The organism is Sphingomonas sp. dw_22, assembly GCF_018449795.1.
Taxonomy (GTDB): Bacteria; Pseudomonadota; Alphaproteobacteria; order Sphingomonadales; family Sphingomonadaceae; genus Sphingomonas.
This window is the reverse complement of the sequence record NZ_JAAVVE010000043.1, coordinates 18639-37926: the sequence shown is the minus strand read 5'-3', so window position 1 is coordinate 37926 and position 19288 is coordinate 18639. Positions and strand designations below refer to the sequence as shown.

At 67.5% G+C, this 19288-nt stretch carries 11 protein-coding genes; 10 read left to right on the top strand and 1 reads right to left on the bottom strand.

The window, feature by feature from the left end; translation table 11 throughout:
- The first annotated feature begins 88 nt into the window (after window positions 1–88).
- From HB724_RS16440 to HB724_RS16400, 9 genes are all read left to right on the top strand, one after another.
- Complete coding sequence (locus HB724_RS16440) at window positions 89–2410, top strand: TonB-dependent receptor (protein ID WP_213982031.1); 2322 nt, start codon at window positions 89–91, stop codon at window positions 2408–2410.
- 61 nt (window positions 2411–2471) lie between these two features.
- On the top strand, window positions 2472–3245 hold the full coding sequence (rfbF, locus tag HB724_RS16435) for a glucose-1-phosphate cytidylyltransferase (RefSeq protein ID WP_213982030.1): 774 nt from the start codon (window positions 2472–2474) through the stop codon (window positions 3243–3245).
- Complete coding sequence (rfbG, locus tag HB724_RS16430) at window positions 3242–4354, top strand: CDP-glucose 4,6-dehydratase (RefSeq protein ID WP_346344746.1); 1113 nt, start codon at window positions 3242–3244, stop codon at window positions 4352–4354. The genes rfbF and rfbG overlap by 4 nt, the downstream gene beginning before the upstream one ends.
- Before the next feature lie 320 nt (window positions 4355–4674).
- Window positions 4675–7845, top strand: a complete 3171-nt coding sequence (locus tag HB724_RS16425; protein ID WP_213982028.1) for a TonB-dependent receptor — start codon at window positions 4675–4677, stop codon at window positions 7843–7845.
- Window positions 7846–7988: 143 nt separating this feature from the next.
- Entirely contained in the window at window positions 7989–8705 is a 717-nt protein-coding gene (locus HB724_RS16420; RefSeq protein ID WP_213982027.1) for a SapC family protein, read from the top strand.
- Complete coding sequence (locus HB724_RS16415; protein WP_213982026.1) at window positions 8702–9742, top strand: cupin-like domain-containing protein; 1041 nt, start codon at window positions 8702–8704, stop codon at window positions 9740–9742. Before HB724_RS16420 ends, HB724_RS16415 begins: the two co-directional genes overlap by 4 nt.
- 293 nt (window positions 9743–10035) lie before the next feature.
- A complete protein-coding gene (locus HB724_RS16410; protein WP_213982025.1) occupies window positions 10036–11661 on the top strand; it encodes a hypothetical protein in 1626 nt (541 codons plus the stop codon).
- The gene (locus HB724_RS16405) at window positions 11643–13217 is read left to right on the top strand and encodes a hypothetical protein (protein ID WP_213982024.1); all 1575 of its coding nucleotides are present in this window, start codon (window positions 11643–11645) and stop codon (window positions 13215–13217) included. The genes HB724_RS16410 and HB724_RS16405 overlap by 19 nt, the downstream gene beginning before the upstream one ends.
- The gene (locus HB724_RS16400; RefSeq protein WP_213982023.1) at window positions 13214–14449 is read left to right on the top strand and encodes a cytochrome P450; all 1236 of its coding nucleotides are present in this window, start codon (window positions 13214–13216) and stop codon (window positions 14447–14449) included. Before HB724_RS16405 ends, HB724_RS16400 begins: the two co-directional genes overlap by 4 nt.
- Window positions 14450–14637: 188 nt before the next feature.
- Here HB724_RS16400 and HB724_RS16395 read toward each other — a convergent pair whose 3' ends face one another.
- Window positions 14638–15669: an aldo/keto reductase gene (locus tag HB724_RS16395; protein WP_213982022.1), complete on the bottom strand. Its 1032-nt coding sequence runs from the start codon at window positions 15667–15669 to the stop codon at window positions 14638–14640.
- Window positions 15670–16018: 349 nt separating this feature from the next.
- Between HB724_RS16395 and HB724_RS16390 the strand changes: the two genes are divergently transcribed.
- Window positions 16019–19159 (top strand): TonB-dependent receptor, encoded by a 3141-nt coding sequence (locus tag HB724_RS16390; RefSeq protein ID WP_213982021.1) that lies wholly within the window; start codon window positions 16019–16021, stop codon window positions 19157–19159.
- The last annotated feature ends 129 nt before the right edge of the window (window positions 19160–19288 follow it).

The window sequence follows — 19288 nt, the reverse complement described above, 5'->3', positions numbered from 1 at the left end:
GATCGCCTCCTGACTCACCCGGTCCACCCCCCGATCCGCGCCTTCGTTGCGGACGGCCCCGCCTGGTTTGCGGAAGAGCGACCCGGCAGTGCCGGTAGCGGGCCTAGGAAGCCCGGTCCACCTTCCCCAGCCAGCCCCCCCTCACGGGCGCGCGCCGCTGGCGTGCCGGCTGGCCGCCGTCGCCCCCGGCACCTGGCTGGTCGAGCCCGCGCCCCGTCCGGCGCCCGTCCGCGTCAAGCCCGAGCCCGTCGCCCATGTCCGGATCGTGCCGCCGGTCCTCCCCGATTCGGAGCCGCAGGAGATCGTCGTCACCGGCTCCAAGCGCGACATCCCGATCAGCGCCTATCCCGGCGGCGTCCAGATCGTCGATGGCGACAGCCTCTCGGCGGCCGATGCGGGGCGGGGCAACGACATTCTCGAAGCGCGCGTCGCCAGCGTTGCCTCGACGCATCTCGGGCCGGGGCGCAACAAGCTGTTCATCCGCGGCATCGCCGATTCGAGCTTCGTCGGCCCCACCCAGGCGACGGTGGGCCAATATTGGGGCAACAGCCGCATCACCTATAGCGCGCCCGATCCCAGCCTGCGCCTGTACGACGTGCAGCGGATCGAGGTGCTGGAAGGGCCGCAGGGCACGCTCTACGGTGCCGGGTCGCTCGGCGGCGTGGTGCGCGTGGTGCCGCATGCGCCCGATCTCGAAACGGCCGGCGGCTCGGCCTGGGGCGGGGTGCAGGCGATCCAGCACGGCCAGCCCGGCGTCGATGGCGGCGCGATCCTCAACGTGCCGATCGTGGACGGCAAGCTCGGCTTCCGCGCGCTCGGCTTCGGCGCGATCGACGGCGGCTATATCGACGATGTCGAGCGGGGCCTTCGGGACGTGAACCAGGTCCGCACCTATGGCGGCCGCGCTGCGCTGCGCTACGAGCCCGGCGACGACTGGACGTTCGACCTGAGCGGCGTCGGCCAGTGGATCAAGGGCGACGACAGCCAATATGCCGAACGCGACAGCGGCGGCGACGGGCTCAGCCGCGCCAGCAGCATCGCCCAGCCCTATCGCAACGATTACTGGCTGATCGATCTCGTCGCGCGCAAGCAATGGGGCACGCTCGATCTCACTTCGTCGCTCGGCTATGCCCGCCAATATGTCTTCGAGCAGTTCGAGGGCGCGCCGCTCGCCGATCCGCTCGATCCCACCGTGGCCCCCGTCGCCGTCGCCATTCCCAGCGCCGCCTATGTCCAGACCGACCGCATCTCGATGGTCACCGCCGAGACCCGGCTGTCCCGGCGCGGCCCGGACGGCACCGGCTGGCTGGTCGGGCTGAGCCTGCTCCACAACGAGGCGCGGGTGAACCGGTGGATGCAGACGGAGATGTTCGGCGTTCCGCTCACCGGCATCAGCAACAAGGTGGACGAAGCCACGCTCTATGGCGAGGGGACGGTGGAGCCGATAGCCCGGGTGACGCTCACCGCCGGCGGCCGGCTGACCCATTCGCGGCTTTCGGGCTATTCGCAGGACGCGCTGCTCACCGTCGCCTATCGCGTCGATCCCGATGCCAGCGCCGAACGTTCGGAGACGCGGCTGCTGCCCTCCGCGGCGATCGCCTGGCGCGCCAATGACGCGCTGACGCTGTTCGCCCGCTATCAGCAGGGCTTCCGCCCCGGCGGCATCGCCGTGCGCCGCGAGTTCGTCCAGCGCTTCAAGGGCGATCGGGTCGGCACCACCGATATCGGCGCGCGCTATGACGACGGGCGGTTCAGCCTGTCGCTCAGCGCTTCCTGGACCGAGTGGAAGAACATCCAGGCCGATCTGATCGACGGCTTCGGCTTTCCCACCACCGCCAATATAGGCGACGGACGGGTGCTGGCGGTGGGCGCCGCCGCGCGCTGGCGGCCGCTGCCGGGACTCTCGTTCGATGCCGCGCTTTACCTCAACGACAGCAAGGTCACGTCCTATTCGGAGGCGACGCTGACGCTGATTACGCTGCCCGCCAACAATCTGGTCACCGTCGGCGGCGTGCCGCCGGTTGCCGACGGCCAGCCGGCGAAGTCCTTCGCGCCGAATTATGACCGGTTGCCCAATGTCGCCGACACGACCGGCCGGCTGGGCTTCGCCTATACGACGTCGCTCGGCTCCCGGCTCGACCTGGATGTGAACGGCTTCGCCCGCTATGTCGGCAAGTCCACGCTCGGCATCGGCCAGATACTGGGCCAGCTTCAGGGCGATTATCTCGACACCGGGCTGGAGCTGCGCGTCGGCACGCCCCGGCGCGGGATCAGCCTGTCGGCCACCAACCTGCTCGATTCCCGCGGCAACCGCTTCGCGCTCGGCTCGCCCTTCCTGATCCGCGACCGCAACCAGATCACCCCGCTCCAGCCGCGCAGCATCCGGCTGGGCTTCGACCTGGCCTTCTGAATCTTACGGGCCGGCGCCCGCGGCTCCGTCTTCGCGTCAAAGATCCACGCGCGGAGTGAAGATGCGAACTGTGATTCTGGCCGGAGGGCTCGGCAGCCGGCTTGGCGAGGAAACGGCCGTGCGGCCCAAGCCGATGGTCGAGATCGGCGGCATGCCGATCCTGTGGCACATCATGAAGATCTATTCGGCGGCCGGGCTGAACGATTTCGTGATCTGCCTTGGGTACAAGGGCTATCTCATCAAGGAATATTTCGCGAACTACTTCCTCCACACCTCCGACGTGACGATCGATCTGCGCGGCGGCAACGGGATGGAGATCCATTACGCCCGCAGCGAGCCCTGGCGGGTGACGCTGGTCGAGACCGGCGCGACGACGATGACCGGCGGGCGGCTCGCGGCGATCCGCTCCTATCTCGATCCCGACGAGCCCTTCTGCTTCACCTATGGCGACGGCGTCGCCGATATCGACGTCGCCGAGCTGGTGCGCTTCCACAAGTCGCACGGGCTGCGCGCGACGATCACTTCGGTCGCCCCGCCGGGCCGCTTCGGCGCGCTCGAATTCGACGAGGACCGCGTGGTCGATTTCCGCGAGAAGCCGGCGGGCGACGGCGGCCAGATCAACGGCGGCTTCTTCGTCGCCGATCCTTCGGTGCTCGACCTGGTCGACGGGCCGGACACGGTGTGGGAGGCGGAGCCGCTGGAGCGGCTGGCGCGGGGCGGCGAGCTGATGGGCTATCGCCACGAGGGGTTCTGGCAGCCGATGGATACGCTGCGCGACAAGATCTACCTCGACGATCTGTGGAAGGCCGGAAACGCGCCGTGGAAGCGCTGGTGAGCGCTGCCTGGGAGGGGCGCCGCGTCCTCATCACCGGCCATACCGGCTTCAAGGGGAGCTGGCTCAGCCTGTGGCTGCACGCGCTGGGGGCGGAGGTCACCGGCTTCGCGCTCGCCCCGCCGACCCGGCCCAGCCTGTTCGAGCAGGCGCGGATCGGCGATCTCATCACCCATGTCGAAGGCGATGTGCGCGATGCGGCGGCGGTGCGCGCCGTGGTGGAGGCGACACGGCCGGAAGCGATCTTCCATCTCGCCGCCCAGCCGCTGGTCCGCGCTTCCTATGACGATCCGGTCGGCACCTATGCGACCAATGTCATGGGGACGGCGCACGTGCTGGAGGCCGCGCGGCAGGTGCCCGGCGTCGGCGCCGTCGTCTGCGTCACCAGCGACAAATGCTATGAGAATCGCGAATGGGTCTGGCCCTATCGCGAGAGCGATCCGATGGGCGGCCACGATCCCTATAGCAGCAGCAAGGGCGCGGCCGAGCTGGTGATCGCTGCCTGGCGCCGCTCCTTCTTCTCCGAAGCGGGGCCGCTGGTCGCCTCGGTGCGCGCCGGCAACGTGATCGGCGGCGGCGACTGGGCCGAGGACCGGCTGATCCCCGATCTGGTCCGCGCCTTCGAAGCCGGTGCGGCGCCGCTGATCCGCTCGCCGGATGCGGTGCGGCCCTGGCAGCACGTGCTGGAGGCGCTGGGCGGCTATCTGATGATCGCCGAGCGCCTGCTGGAAGGCGATTCCCGCTTCGCCGAGGGTTGGAACTTCGGCCCGTCGGACGAAGATGCCCGCCCGGTCTCCTGGATCGTCGAGCGGATGCGCGCGGCCTGGGGCGAGGGAGCGTCCAATTCCCTCCCCGACACGGGGCCGCGGCCGCACGAGGCCGGACTGTTGCGGCTCGATTGCTCCAAGGCCCGCGCGGCGCTCGGCTGGCAACCCGCGCTGCGGCTGGAGCAGGCGCTCGAACGGGTCGTCGCCTGGCATCGCGCAGTCGCCGCCGGCAAGGATGCGCGGCGCGTGACGCTGGCGCAGATCGCCGATTACATCCTGCTCTCCGGGGCCGGCGCCTGGATTCCTCCGGCGCGGGCGGGGGAGGCCGCTCACTCGATCGGGTGATTGAAGCATGCATGCGGGTGCGAGGAGGCGGGGCCGGCGGTCCTCCGGCATTCTCAACGCTACCGCTAACAGCACCGCGCCTGTTGGACCGATTACTCATACATATCGTGCCATTCTCGCACGATTCCACCCCCTTCAAGCGTTTGGCTGTTACATTCTGACCACAGCCCTCCGATAATTTTGCGATCTGTCCAACAGGTCGCAGGATGGATGTTGACAACGCTATCGGGATTGATAGCGTTAACATCACGCAAGGCAGATCGCCTGCGCAAAATAACAAACAGCAGCGGCCGCCAAGGCCGGCTGACTAGGAGGGGATTATGAAGAGCTTCGGGCAATCGCCGGCGCTTGCGCGCTCGGTTTCCGTTATCGCCGTCGCGGCATGCATGCTGGTCCCGGGAATTGCGTTCGCGCAGACGGAGACCGCTCCCGCCGAACAGGCCGACCAGTCCGCACCGCAGGATGACAGCCAGGACATCGTCGTCACCGGCATCCGCGCCAGCCTCGAGCGCTCGATCGAGATCAAGCGCGACTCGCCCGGCATCGTCGATGCGATCTCGGCCGAGGACATCGGCAAGTTCCCCGACACCAACCTCGCCGAATCGCTCCAGCGCATTCCGGGCGTGTCGATCAACCGCACCAACGGCGAAGGCTCGCAGGTCACCGTGCGCGGCTTCGGCCCGACCTATAACCTCGTCACGCTGAACGGCCGCCAGCTCGCCACCTCGAACGTCTCGGTCGTCGGCGGCGACGAGAATGCCGACAGCGCGCAGGGCACCAGCCGCTCGTTCGACTTCTCGAACCTCGCGACCGAGGGCGTGCGCACGCTGGAGGTCTACAAGACCGGCCGCGCCGCCGTCCCCTCGGGCGGCATCGGCGCGACGATCAACGTCGTCACGCGCCGTCCGCTCGACGACAACCAGGCGCCCGGCCTCAGCGGCAGCGTCGGCGCCAAGGCGGTCTACGATACCAGCGTCAACGACTGTCTCGATTGCGGCTCGAAGGTGACGCCGGAATTCTCGGGCGTGGTGAGCTGGAGCGATCCGGAGAAGCGCTTCGGCGTCTCGCTGTTCGGCAGCTACCAGAAGCGCAACTTCACTTCGATCAGCGCCACGTCGAACGACTGGAACATCATCCCCTACAGCACTTTCCTGACCGGCGGCTTCGCCCGCAGCGGCGGCGTGTGCGCGGGGACGACGCCGACGCCGACCTGCACGGTCGTCAACAATGCGCCGACCAATACGGACCAGCTCGTCGCCATCCCGAACGACAGCCGCTATCACTATGCCGAGGGCAGCCGCGAGCGCATCAACGGCCAGGCGGTGGTGCAGTTCAGGCCCACCGACTCGCTAACCCTGACCGCCGACGCCCTCTATGCGCAGAACAAGCAGAGGGAGGAGCGGTCGGATCTGTCCAACTGGTTCAGCCGACCGTTCGACGTCGTCACCTTCGACGGCAACCCCACCGTCGCCACCGCGACCTATCTGCACGAGACGATCAACGGCCAGAAGGACGAGGGCTTCGAGACCCAGTCGCGCGCGCAGAAGGGCGAGCTTCAGGATTACGGCCTGAACGGCAAATGGGACATGGCGAGCAACTTCTCGCTCGTCGTCGACGGCCATTACAGCAAGTCCTCCAGCCGGCCGGACAATCCCAACGGCGTGAGCTCGACGTTGGTCGGCCTGGGCGCGAACGTCGTCGCGGCGCACTCGGTCGACTACAGCCACGGCATCCCGCAGCAGGACATCACCTTCGGCCCGAGCGGCCCGCTCGACGTCAACGACGTCGGCACGCAGGTCGGCCGCACCTACAGCTCGACGCAGGAGCAGACCGTCAAGGAAATCCGCGCCGATTTCGGCTGGGATCTGGGTCTGGGCAGCAAGTTCGAGTTCGGCGGCAATTATCGCAAGACCGACATGCACCAGACCTTCGTCGCCACCCAGCAGACGCTGGGCGACTGGGGCATCACCAACCCCGGCGATGTCGAGCAGCTCGCGCCGGGCGCGCTCCAGGCGTTCTGCCTCGAATGCAAGTTCGACAAGTACAGCGCCGGCGGCGATCCCGACTCGCAGGTCGCCTATCGCGCCAATTCGGCGGCCATCTACTCGATCCTCTCGCCTTATTATGCGGGGCTCGACACGGGCACGGCCAAGCCGCACGCGGTGGGCATCACCAACAACCAGGACAACCGGATCAAGGAAGAGATCTGGGCGGCCTATGGCCAGGTCACCTGGAAGGGCGAGTTGGGCGGCGCTCCGGCGCGACTGGTGGCCGGCGTGCGCTATGAGCATACCAAGTCCGAATCGATCTCGCTGGTCGCGGTGCCCTCGGCGATCAACTGGGTGTCGGACAACGACTTCACCGTCGTCATCTCGAACCAGAACACCTCGCTCGACGATACCGGCAGCTATGACAACATCCTGCCGCAGATCGACTTCCAGGTCGAAGTGGCGCGCAACCTGATCGGCCGCCTGTCCTACAGCAAGACGATCGCCCGGCCGAACTACAGCAACCTGTTCACCGCGACCACGGTGGGCGGTCCGCCGCGTCCGACCAACAATGGCGGCGTGGCCGGCGCCTCGACCGGCAATGCCCGGCTGTCGCCGCTGATCTCGGACAATTTTGACGCATCGCTCGAATGGTATTTCAAGCCGGACAGCTATGTGTCGGTCGCCTTCTTCGACAAGCGCGTCCATAATTTCATCGGCAACGGCCAGTTCACGTCGGACCTGTTCGGCCTGCGCGATCCGAGCTCGGGCGCGGCGGGCAGCCGTTCGGGCGACGCCAAGGCCGCGCTGACGGGGCTGGGCGCCGACGTCAGCGACGTGAACCTGTTCGTCATGTCCTCGCTGATCGACACGCTGGGAACGCCCGCGGCAGCCACCGCGGAGTTCAACGCGCACTATAACCAGGCGACGCATTCGCTCGACGACGCCTATGTCCAGACGATCAACAACACGCTCGACATGACGGCCAACGGTTCGGATCCGCTCTACCAGTTCCAGGTGACGCGCCCGATCAACAACCGCGATGCCGAGATCTACGGCGTCGAGCTCGCGGGCCAGTATTTCCTCGGCAACACCGGCTTCGGCGTTGCGGCGGCCTATACGCTGGTGCGCGGCGATGTGGACTTCAACATCGGGGCGAGCCCGAGCGAGGACCAGTTCGCGCTGCTGGGGCTCTCGGACACGTTCAGCGGCACGCTGATCTACGAGAAGCACGGCATCTCGGCCCGCGTGGCCTATAACTGGCGCGACAAGTTCCTCTCGGGGATCAACCGCCAGGGCTCGCGCAACCCTGAGTTCACCGCGCCATTCGGCCAGCTCGACGCGACGCTCAGCTACGAGATCACGCCGCAGATCGCGATCACGCTGGAGGGCATCAACCTCACCGAGGAAAGCGTCCGGACCTATGCCCGCGACGAATCGGAGCTGTGGTACGCGCAGGAGCTCGATCGCCGCTTCCTGCTCGGCGCGCGCTTCAAATTCTGAGGGGCGAACGAAGATAAAGGGGGAGAGGGGCCGCTGCGCGAGCAGCGGCCTTTTTCTCGGCCGATTGAGGGCGCGGCGGCTTTGCGCCATGATGCCCCCCTGCGTGCCGGCCGGCGGCAGGCACGCGAGCTTGGATGATTTCGATGACCAACATGGTCGCACTGGACAATGTCGCGCATCATGCGCTGAAGGTCGCGCTGCGTCACGGCGCGGCGTTCGGCGACGCCGTCAACCAGATGCTGCTCTTCCCGACCGAGTTCGAGGAGGCGCAGCGCGAATTCCCGATCCTGTTCCGCCGCGATCCTGCCGAGGGGCTCCAGGCGGTGGCGCTGCTCGGGCTCGACCGCGACGAGAATCTGTTCCTCGAATCCGATCGCTGGACAAGCCGCTACATCCCCGCGCTCCAGCAGCGCGGCCCCTTTCTGATCGGCCTGCCGAATGGCGCCGCGCCGGGGCAGGGGCCGGTGATCCATGTCGATCTCGACGATCCCCGCGTCGGTGCGGCGGACGGCCAGCCGCTGTTCCTGCCGCACGGCGGCAACGCCCCCTATCTCGATCATGTCGGGCGGATCCTGCGGCTGATCTATACCGGGCTCGAAGCCGCCCAGCCGATGTACGCGGCGCTCGACGCGCTCGGGCTGATCCGGCCGGTCGCGCTCGAAGTGATGCTGAACGAGGAGCGGCGCTTCCTGGTCGAGGGCTTCGAGGGGATTTCCCAGGAGCGGCTGGCGGCGCTTTCCGGCAGCGAGCTCGAGCAGCTTCACCACGCCGGCTATCTGGCGTCGGCGTTCCTGGTGGCGGCGTCGATCGGCAATGTCGGCCGGCTGATCGAGCGCAAGAACGCGCGGCGCGCCGCATGAACGCCGCCGCCTCGATCGGGCGCCCGGTGCGCGTGATCGAGGGCGTGGCACCCGGCGCCATCCCCTATGACGCGCTGATGGCGGCGCAGCAGCCCGCGATCCTTCGCGGCGTGGCGCGCGATTGGCCGCTGGTCGCCCGGGGATTGCAGTCGCCGGAAGCCGCGATCGCCTATCTCGAAGGCTTCGACGCCGGAAAGCCCGTGGTCGCCTTCACCGGCGCGCCCGGGATCGGCGGACGCTTCTTCTACAATGCCGACGTCACCGGCTTCAATTTCGAGGGCGCCCGCGCCGGCCTCAGCGACACGCTGGAGCGCATGCGCCCACATCTGGCCGAAGCCGATCCGCCCAGCTTCTATATCGGCTCCACCGATCTCGGCCTCTATCTGCCGGGCTTCCGCGCCGAGAACGACCTGGCCCTCAACCACCCGATGTTCGAAGCCAATCCGCCGCTCGCGAGCATCTGGATCGGCAACCGCACCACCGCCACCGCGCATTACGACATGTCGCACAACCTCGCGGTCTGCGCGGTCGGGCGGCGGCGCTTCACCTTGTTCCCGCCCGATCAGGTCGCGAACCTCTATCCCGGCCCGCTGGAGCCCACGCCGGGCGGGCAGGTGGTGAGCATGGTCGATTTCCGCGACCCCGATTTCGCCGCCCATCCGCGCTTCCGCGACGCCCTCGCCACCGCGCAGGTCGCCGAGCTGGAGCCGGGCGATGTGCTCTTCTATCCCGCGCTCTGGTGGCACCATGTCGAGGCGCTCGAAGCCTTCAATGTGCTGGTCAATTACTGGTGGAACACCTCGCCTGCGTTCATGGACACGCCGCAGAACACGCTGCTCCACGCGATGCTTAGCCTGCGCGACCGGCCCGAGCCGGAGAAGGCCGCGTGGAGGGCGCTGTTCGACTATTATATCTTCGGCCCCGCCGACGGGCCGGCGGCGCATCTGCCGGCCCATGCCCGAGGCCCGCTCGCCCCGCTGGACGAAATCGCCGCGCGGCGGCTGCGCGCGATGCTGCTGAACCGGTTGAATCGATAAGCGACCATCAAGCCCCTCCCCTTCAGGAGCATCGGGCCGGTCATGCCTCCGGCATGACCTAAACAGCGCGGGGCGCTGTTTACCCGATGTTGGGTTGGGGTTGGGGCGGTGTCTCACCGAGACCGGCGCGTGCGTGGACAGCCCCCACCCCAACCCCTCCCCTGAAGGGGAGGGGCTTTTGATAGATGCGGGTTACATCGGGCATGGATGCAAAGGTCGGACCGGTCCTATCAAAATAGGTAATGCTGTGAGACAGTCCCGGCGAATCGTGGATTCCGGGGGGAGTTGGGGGCATGCGGCAGACGACCTTGTCGGTAGCGCTCGAGGTGAAGCCGGGCAGCCATGACCATCTGTCCGGCCTGCTCGACGCGCTGCGCGATCGGCGCAGCACCGATCCTTCGGGCGGCCAGGGCCCCTATGCCGAATTCCTGACGCGCGTGCCGGCGCTGCACTTCATGTCGCTCAGCGTGTTCCCGGGCTTCGACTATGATCCGCTGTTCGTGATCGAGGCCAATTTCGATGGGAGCCCCGGGCCGTTCTGGGGCCAGCTCGAAGCGGCGATGGGCGAGGATCTGCGCGCGATGCTGCGCTGCTGCAAGCGCCCGCTCGACGATGACGGCCCGCTGTTCGATTCGGTCACCGCGCCCGATTCGCGCGCGCCGATCGCCCCCTATCTGGAAACGCGCACCGGCACGCCCACCGTCTATCACCACGGCAATCGCGGCATGACGCGCGATCGCATCCTGGCCGAGCGCGACCTGTTCCTGGCGATCCGCGAGGAGCTCGCGACCGCGGGCAATGGCGGCCCCAGCCCCTATCGCCGCCTCAGCCCCCAGGGCATCCACGATACGCTGCGCCACGCGCTGCTCGGCAAGTTCGACTGGCTGGACAAGCCGGCGCCGGTGCGGATTCCCGTCGGCGAGCGCATCCTCGATTATGCCCGGCTCGCGGCCTTCGTGCTCTCCACGGTGTTCGTGCTGTCGCTGCCGGGCCTGGTCCTCAAGTTCGAGATGCCGTGGCTGCGTTTCGCGTTGCTGGTGGGCGCCGCGTTCATCGTCTTCGCGCTGATGCTGCGGCGGATCGGCGCGGCGCTGCCGGGCACCGAGATCAAGAGCGCGTTCACCTTTGTCGGGCTCGCCCTGCAATGGGCGGTTCCGCTCGCCGTGTTCGTGGCGCTCTACATCGTTGTGTTCGGTGCCGCCGCGACGCCCTTCTCGATGCTGCTCACCGGCCGTACTTTGGCCGAGGCGTGGGAGGGGATGCTGATCTGGCTCTGCTGGGGGCTGGTGAGCCTGCCCGCCACCGCGGCGGGGCTGCTGGTGTGGCTGCGCATCCTCGAGCGGCACGATTCCTCGCAGGATGCGCCCCCGGTCGATCCCAAGATGCTGCGCCAGATGGCCCAGCGCGAGGACTGGATCCCGCAGAACCACATGGGTTCGATCGTGCTCATCAAGCCCGGCGTGCTGCGCACCGTCATCATCCGCGCCGGCCATTTCGCGCTCAAGCTGGCGCTGCGGGTGATCGCCACCAGCGGCTATCTGGGGTCGATGCGCACGATCCATTTCGCGCATTGGGCGCGCGTCAACAATGGCAGCCGGCTGCTGTTCTTCAGCAATTTCGACCAGACCTGGGAGAGCTATCTCGATGACTTCATCGAAAAGGCGCATGGCGGGCTCACGCTCGCCTGGAGCTGCGGCATCGGCTTCCCGCCGACGCGCTTCCTGGTCAAGGACGGCGCGAGCAACGGGCTCCAGTTCAAGCAATGGGCGCGCCATTCGATGACGGTCAGCCGCTTCTGGTATTCCGCCTATCGCGATCTGACGACCGATCAGATCGAGCGCAATTATCGCATCGCCGGCGGCCTGCGCAAACCGACGCTCAGCGAGAAGGAGGCCGCGACATGGGTGAACGACCTGTGAGCGCCGTTCCCCCCAGAAAGGGTTCGCCGGGCTGGAAGCTCCGGGCCCCGCATGACAAGCTCGCCCAGGGGCTGGTCGTCAGCGGTTTCTCCTCGCTGCCCACCGGGCGCGCGCTGTTCCTCGAATTCGGCTGGGACGGCGTGCTGGCATCCGGCGGCGGCGCGTGGCTGAAGACGCTCGCGGCGGTGGCGCCCGTCACCGATGCCGATGGCCGCGATCCGCGCGCCGTCGCCTTCGGCGTCACCTTTTCCGGCCTGCAGAAGATGGGCCTGCCGGCGGAGGCGCTGGCGAGCTTCGACCGGCCCTTCCAGGAGGGCATGTTCCAGGAGGACCGCCTGCGCCGCCTCGGCGACCGGCGCGAAGCGGAATGGCTCAAGACCGTGATCCCCGGCGGCCCGCGCTGGAGCGGCAACACCCCGCCCGCCGATCCCGAGCTGGGCGAGGCGCAGGTGCCGACGCCGGTGACGGTCCACGCCCTGCTGTTGCTCTATGCGCCCGACGAGCCGACGGCGGAGAGCTGGTGCGAGCAGGTCGGCGCCGCGCTCGAGCCGCACAAGGTGAAGATCGTCCACCGCCTCCATCTCGACCTGCGGCTCGACGAGCGCGGCATCGCGCGCGAGCATTTCGGCTTTGCCGACGGCATCTCGCAGCCCGTGCCCTATGAGGACGGCGCCGTCGTCCGCGGCGGGGCGCCGATCGAACCGGAGTCCGAGCCGTGGAACGGCGTGCCGCTCGGCGAAGTGCTGATGGGGCATATGAACGGCCATCACGAGGTCGCGCTCGGGCCGATCGTGCCGGATTCGCCCGCCGGCCGCGAAGCCGGGCTCGCCCCCCAGCCCCAGGCCGAGGGGTTCCTCGATCTCGGGCTCGACGGCAGCTACATGGTCGTGCGCGAGCTGAAGCAGAAGGTCGCCGAATTCTGGCAGACGCTCGAACGGGCCGCCGAGCATATGCGCGCCGCCGATCCCGAACATTCGGGCCATGTCACCGCCGATTGGCTCGCCGAGCGCGTCGTGGGTCGCGATCGCGACGGCAATCTCCTCTGCCCTGGCGGGGTGCTGCCGGCCGATGCCGATGGCCAGCCGGACAATGATTTCGGCTATTTCGATCGCGACCAGCACGGTTTCGGCTGCCCGGTCGGATCGCATGTCCGCCGCGGCAATCCGCGCGACGGGCTTGCTCCCACGGCGGCCGACAAGCCGACCCTGCTCGCGGCGTCGAAAAACCACCGCATCCTGCGCCGCGGCCGCAAATACGGCCCCACCATCGCCCGGCGCGACGAGAAGGACGATGCCGATCGCGGCCTGCTGTTCATCGCCCTCAATACCGACGTCACCCGCCAGTTCGAGTTCGTCCAGCAGACCTGGATGCTCAACCGCAACTTCGCGACGCTCTATGACGAGGCCGATCCGCTGCTCGGCCCGGCGGGGACGATGACGATCCGCGAGCAGCCGCTGCGGCGGATCATCGATGTCGACAGCTTCGTCGAGATGGCGGGCGGCGAATATTTCTTCCTGCCGAGCATGCCGGCGATCAACTATCTGGCGGCGCTGTGAGCGCGCTCGACGCCCGCAACGTGCTGCGGCCCGCGCCCCGTGGGGTGAAGGGCCTGATGCAGCGCCTGATGTTCGCCGGCATGCCCTACGCCTTCGCCTTTCTGCGCCGGTGGAAGCCGGTGCTGAAGATGAAGGGCATGGTGCTCACCTCGCGCTACGACGACGTCCGCGAGGTGTTCGCCACCGATCGCGATTTCGGTGTGGTCTACAAGCCCAAGCTCGACGTCATCATGGGCGGCCAGCCCTTCTTCCTCGGCATGGGCGACACCGAGCAATATCGCCACGATACCGCCGCGATGCGCAAGGTCGTGCGGCGCGAGGATCTGCTGCTGCTGGCGCAGCAGGTCGAGATGATGGCCGAGGATATCGTCCGCGCCGCGCCCGACCGGATCGAGGTGGTCGATACGCTGGTCCGCCGCGTCACCTTCTCGGTGCTCGGCGATTATTTCGGGGTGCCCGAGCCGGAGAAGGGCGACCTGCGCGTCTGGGGCACGCGGCTGTTCGAGTTCCAGTTCGCCGATCAGGGCAACGATCCCGCGCTGCTGGCGGAGGTCGAGGAGATCGCCCCGGCGCTGCGCGCGCATATCCAGGCCCAGATCGACAAGCGCCGCGCCGCGCCGGGCAAGGACGATGTGCTGTCGCGCTGCCTCGCCGAGCAGAAGGCGGGAACGAGCGGCTTCAGCGACGATCAGATCCGCACCGCGCTGATGGGCTTCGTCGTCGGCGGGCCGCCGCAGCCGCCGATGGTCGTGCCCCAGGCGATGGAGCAGTTGCTGCGCCGCCCCGATGTGCTGGCGGGCGCGCAGGCGGCGGCGCGGGCCGGGGACGATGCGCTGCTCGCGGCCTATGTGACCGAGGCGATGCGCTTCGATCCGCTCGCGCCGGGCCTGCCCCGGGTGGCGCTGGGCGATGCGGTGATCGCGCGCGGCACCGGGCACGAAGCGAAGGTCTCGCAGGGCGATACCGTGCTGGCGGCCTTCGCCTCGGCAATGATGGACCCGCGCCGCGTGGCCGATCCCCGCCGCTTCGATCCGGCGCGCGCGGCGTCGGACTATATCCATTTCGGCTATGGCCTCCACCAGTGCTTCGGCCTCCACATCAACCAGGCGACGCTGCACCTGATGCTCAAGCCGCTGCTCCGGCGCCCGAACCTGCGCCGCGCGCCCGGCAAGGCGGGACGCTTGCGCAAGAACGGCGCCTTCGCGGAATCGCTCACGGTGGAGTGGGGCTAGGGCGGGTCACCGTTCGGCATCCGGCGCGCGGTCGTCATTCTTCCGTCACCCCGGCCCCCGGCCGAAGTGCCGGGGTCCACTCCTCCTCCAGAGAGCCCCTCACACCTCCAGCTTCTCTCCCAGCCTCCCGGTGGACCCCGGCACTTCGGCCGGGGTGACGGGGGTTTTGGAAAGGAGGCCGATCCGTCCTAGCGCCGCGCGCTCGGCCCGCCGCGATAGCCGCCCTGGCGCTCGATCATCCAGCCGGGATATTCGGCCGGCAGCTTGCTCACCGCGTCGAGCCGCGCCAGCTCCTCGGCCGTGAACGACACGTCCACCGCGCCCAGATTGTCGGCAAGCTGGTCGGCCCGCTTCGCCCCGACGATCACGCTCGATACCGCCGGCTGGTGCAGCAGCCAGCCAAGCGCAAGCTGCGCGACCGACTGGCCCTTGGCTGCCGAAAGCTCGCGCAGCACGTCGACCACGTCATAGCCGCGCTCCTTGTCGACCGGCGGGAAGTCGAAGCCGGCGCGCCGCCCTTCGCCTTCGCCCTCGCGCGTATATTTGCCCGACAGGAAGCCGCCCGCGAGCGGGCTCCACACCATCAGCCCCACGCCTTCTGACTTGAGCATCGGCACCACGTCGCGCTCCAGGTCGCGCCCGGCAATCGTGTAATAGGCCTGGAGCGAGGCGATCGGCGCATATCCCCGCGCCGCGGCGATGCCGACCGCCTTCATCACCTGCCACGCCGCCCAGTTGGACAGGCCGATATACCGCACCACCCCGCGCCGCACGAGGCTGTCGAGCGCGTAGAGCGTCTCCTCGATCGGCGTCGTCTCATCGAAGCCGTGGATCTGGTAGAGATCGATATGGTCGAGCTGGAGCCGGTCGAGGCTGGCCCTGACCTGGTCCAGGATATGCCCGCGCGATGCGCCGGCGCCGTTCGGTCCTTCGTGCATCCGCCCGAGCACCTTGGTCGCGATCACCACTTCCTCGCGCCGCACGCCCAGGTTCTTGAGCGACTGGCCCAGGATCGTCTCGGAGCGGCCCTCCGAATAGACATTGGCGGTGTCGAAGAAATTGATCCCGGCATCCAGCGCCGCCTTCACCAGCCCGTCGGCTTCCTCCTGCTGGAGCTGGCCGATCCGGCCCCACATGCCCTCCTGCCCGCCGAAGGTCATGGTGCCGAGGCAGAGTTCGGAAACGATCAGGCCGCTGCGGCCGAGCTGGTTGAAGCGCATGAAGAACCTCCCGGGAATGATGCGCCGCAAATGTGGTCGCGGGATCGCATCCACAATGGCGCCGGCCGGAAAATTTGGAGCTGATAGCGATAACAGAAAACCGCCGATTCCGGCCGCGCCGAAGCCGATTCGAACGCCACGGCAACGCTGTCATCACTAATCAGACAAATTGCTGCGAACGCATAATAATCCTGCTGCAAAGCGGTAAGTGGTTGATCCGTCTCCGAACTCCAGGTGCGCAAATGTATGAGTTGACAGATTCGAGGACCGGGCATAGCCCTTGTGACCGCTAACATCGCATCCCAGCGGTGGAGCATATGGCCCGTTAGAGGCTTTGGAGGAGGGGACAATGCACGCTCGAATTGCACGTTCTATCACTGCGCGCCGCGCCGCGGCGCTCGGCGCGGTCCTGCTTGCCGGCACCGCCTGGCCGGCCCTGGCGCAGACCGCGCCCGATACGACCGCCCAGACGCCCCCGGCCGATCAGGTGCCGAACGTCGAGCAGGAGATCGTCGTCACCGGCTATCGCGCCTCGCTCGAAAGCTCGACCAACGCCAAGAAGAACTCGACCGGCTTCACCGATTCGATCTTCGCCGAGGATATCGGCAAGTTTCCCGACACTAACATCGCCGAATCGTTCAATCGCATCCCCGGCGTCACGATCAGCCGCGAAGTCACCGGCGAGGGCCTGAACGTCCAGATCCGCGGCCTGGGCACCAATTTCACCCGCGTCCTGCTGAACGGCGCGCCCGTCGCGGTTGCCTCCACCGGCCGTACCGACGCGCAGAACACCAACCGCGAAGTCGATCTCGACATGTTCCCGACCGAGCTGTTCACCTCGCTGACGGTGAACAAGAGCGGCATCGCCGACACGGTGGAAGGCGGCGCCGCCGGCACCGTCAACATGCGCAGCGCCCGTCCGTTCGATCGCGAGGGCACGCACGTCACCTATGGCGCGCAGCTCACCAAGAACACCAACACCGACAAATACGGCTATCGCGGCTCGCTGCTCGCCAGCACCACGATGGGCGATTTCGGCGTGCTGGTGGGCGTGGCCGGCGTGCGCAACCAGGTGCGCTCGACCGGCTATGAGACGATCGGCTGGACCAATCCGAACCTGACCGCCGCGCAATGCGCCGCGAGCTGCAACACCACCGGCGGCGGCAACTGGACGATCCCGCCCACCGTCCCGGCCAATGCCGGCAACGGCCTCACCACCGGTGCGGCGATCGACCAGGCGTTCCTGCTGGCCAACAATCCCGGCGCCACGCTCCAGCAGATCGACAACGGCATCCTGCCGCGCCTCGGCCGTCCGATGGACGAATGGGGCACCAAGGACCGGATCAACGCGATCGCCAGCCTCGAATATAAGGGCGACGGCTTCCGCGCCTATGTCGACGGCATGTACGGCTACAAGAACAACAAGCTCCAGCGCATCGACATGAACTGGGTCGGCCGCAACGGCGCCTTCATCCCGCTCAACACCGAATATGACCGCGACGATTGCAGCGCGGGCTGCGTGGCGACCAAGGGCACCTATGCCGCCGCCCAGTTCTTCCTCGAATATCGCCCGCATCTGGAAACGACCAAGTTCTGGGGCGTCAATCCGGGCATCGAATGGGAGATCGGCGACAGGCTGAAGTTCGACCTGCAGGGCAATTACACCTGGAGCGACTTCCACCGCGAATCGCCCAGCGTCGTCGTGCTGACCCCGGCCAATTCGGGCGTCACGGTGAACTACGACAACACCGGCGGCGACTTCCCGAGCGTCACCACCAATATCGATCTCAACAACCCCGCCAATTTCGGCTGGCCCGGCGGCCGCGTGAACATCCAGGACGAGCGCCGCCGCACCGAGACCAAGGGCGCCCGCGGCAACCTGACCTGGGGCGACAGCGTCTTCAACATCAAGGCGGGCGCCGCCTATGACGACACCTCGCGCCGGATCAGCGCGTTCGACAACAGCCAAGCCTGGCAGAACGCCGTGTGCGGCAACAATCCCAATGTGAACCTGCCCGCGCCGAACACCCAGCCGCCCTGCAACGGCCTGGTCCAGCCCGGTGCCGCGCCCACCGGCTATCCCACCTATCCCGGCTATGGCACCGGCTTTACCGCCGGCATGCCCGGTCCCATCAGCTATGGCGGCTCGCTGATCTCGAACGCGCAGCTTCCCAGCTTCCTGATGCCGGGGCCGAGCGGCTTCGTCACCGTCGATTGGGACAAGTTCAAGGCGGCTTCGAACTACGACGCCTTCCATGATTCCGCGCCCGAGGCCGGCTCGTCCAACACCGGCGCCAGCGGCGGCTATGTCCGCGAAAAGGTGATCGGCGCCTATGCCGAGGTGAATGGCGACATGCCGCTGGGCGGCGGCAACATCACCTATAATGCCGGCCTGCGCTATGTGCACACCAACCAGACGATCGGCGGCCGCGTCTCGATCAGCGATCCCCGCAATTCGCAGGATCCGGACGGCGCCGGCCCGCTGCCCAATGCCTGCCCGGGCACCGGCAACCCGCGCGACGGCGCCTGCTATCCGAACCTCGTCAACAACGTCTTCACCGAGAGCGACTATGAGAACTGGCTGCCCTCGGCGAGCGCGGCCTTTCACATCACCGACAATGCGGTGGTGCGCGCGGCGGCATCGAAGACGATGACCCGGCCCAATCCCAACACGATGCTGCCGGGCCTGAGCTTCACCAGCCCCTCGGCCGATATCGGCACGGTCGGCAATCCGTCGCTCACCCCGTATATCTCGACCAATTTCGATCTCGGCTTCGAATATTATACGGGCAAGGAAGGCTATGTCGGCTTCACCGCCTTCCGCAAGGCGGTGACCGGCTTCACCACCAACGGCACCACCACCGCGCCCTTCTCGGCACTGGCGGCCTACGGCGTGACCTATGACACGCTGTCGCCCACCCAGCAGGCCGCGATCGACGCCCGCGGCGGCCCCGGCAGCGCGACGGTCGTGCTCCAGCAGCAGGTCAACGCCACCGGCACGCTGAAGGTCAACGGCCTCGAAGTGAACTGGGTGCAGCCGCTCGATTTCCTGATCGGCCGCTATCTCGGCGTGAACGGCTTCGGCTTCAACGCGAACCTGACGCTGATCGACCAGACCGGTTCGGGCGCGGCCCCGGCGGTCGCGGTGGGCGTGTCGCCGGTGACGTACAACCTGACCGGCTATTACGAGCATGGCGGGATCAGCGTCCGCCTGTCGACCACGTTCCAGCGCGGCACGGTCCAGTCCGATCCGAACCAGAACGGCATCGCGCTCGCCCGGCTCTATTCGGACGATTACCAGCAGTACGATCTCTCCGCGAGCGTCGACTTCGCCGAGATATTCGACATGAAATGGGCACCGGAGCTGACCCTGGACGTCATCAACCTGACCAAGGAACAGCAGCGCAACTATTTCCAGTTCGAGAATGCGGCGTTCACCGTCTACGATCCGGGCCGTCAGGTCATGATCGGCCTGCGCGGACGCTTCTGACCGTTCCCAACCAACCCTTCCGCATCTGAGCCGCCTTCGGGCGGCTCTTTTTTGCTTTGCGATCCTGTCGATCCAAACCTTTCGCCAGGACGATGGGAGCGAAGCGATCCGGTTCCGCCCCCTCGGTAA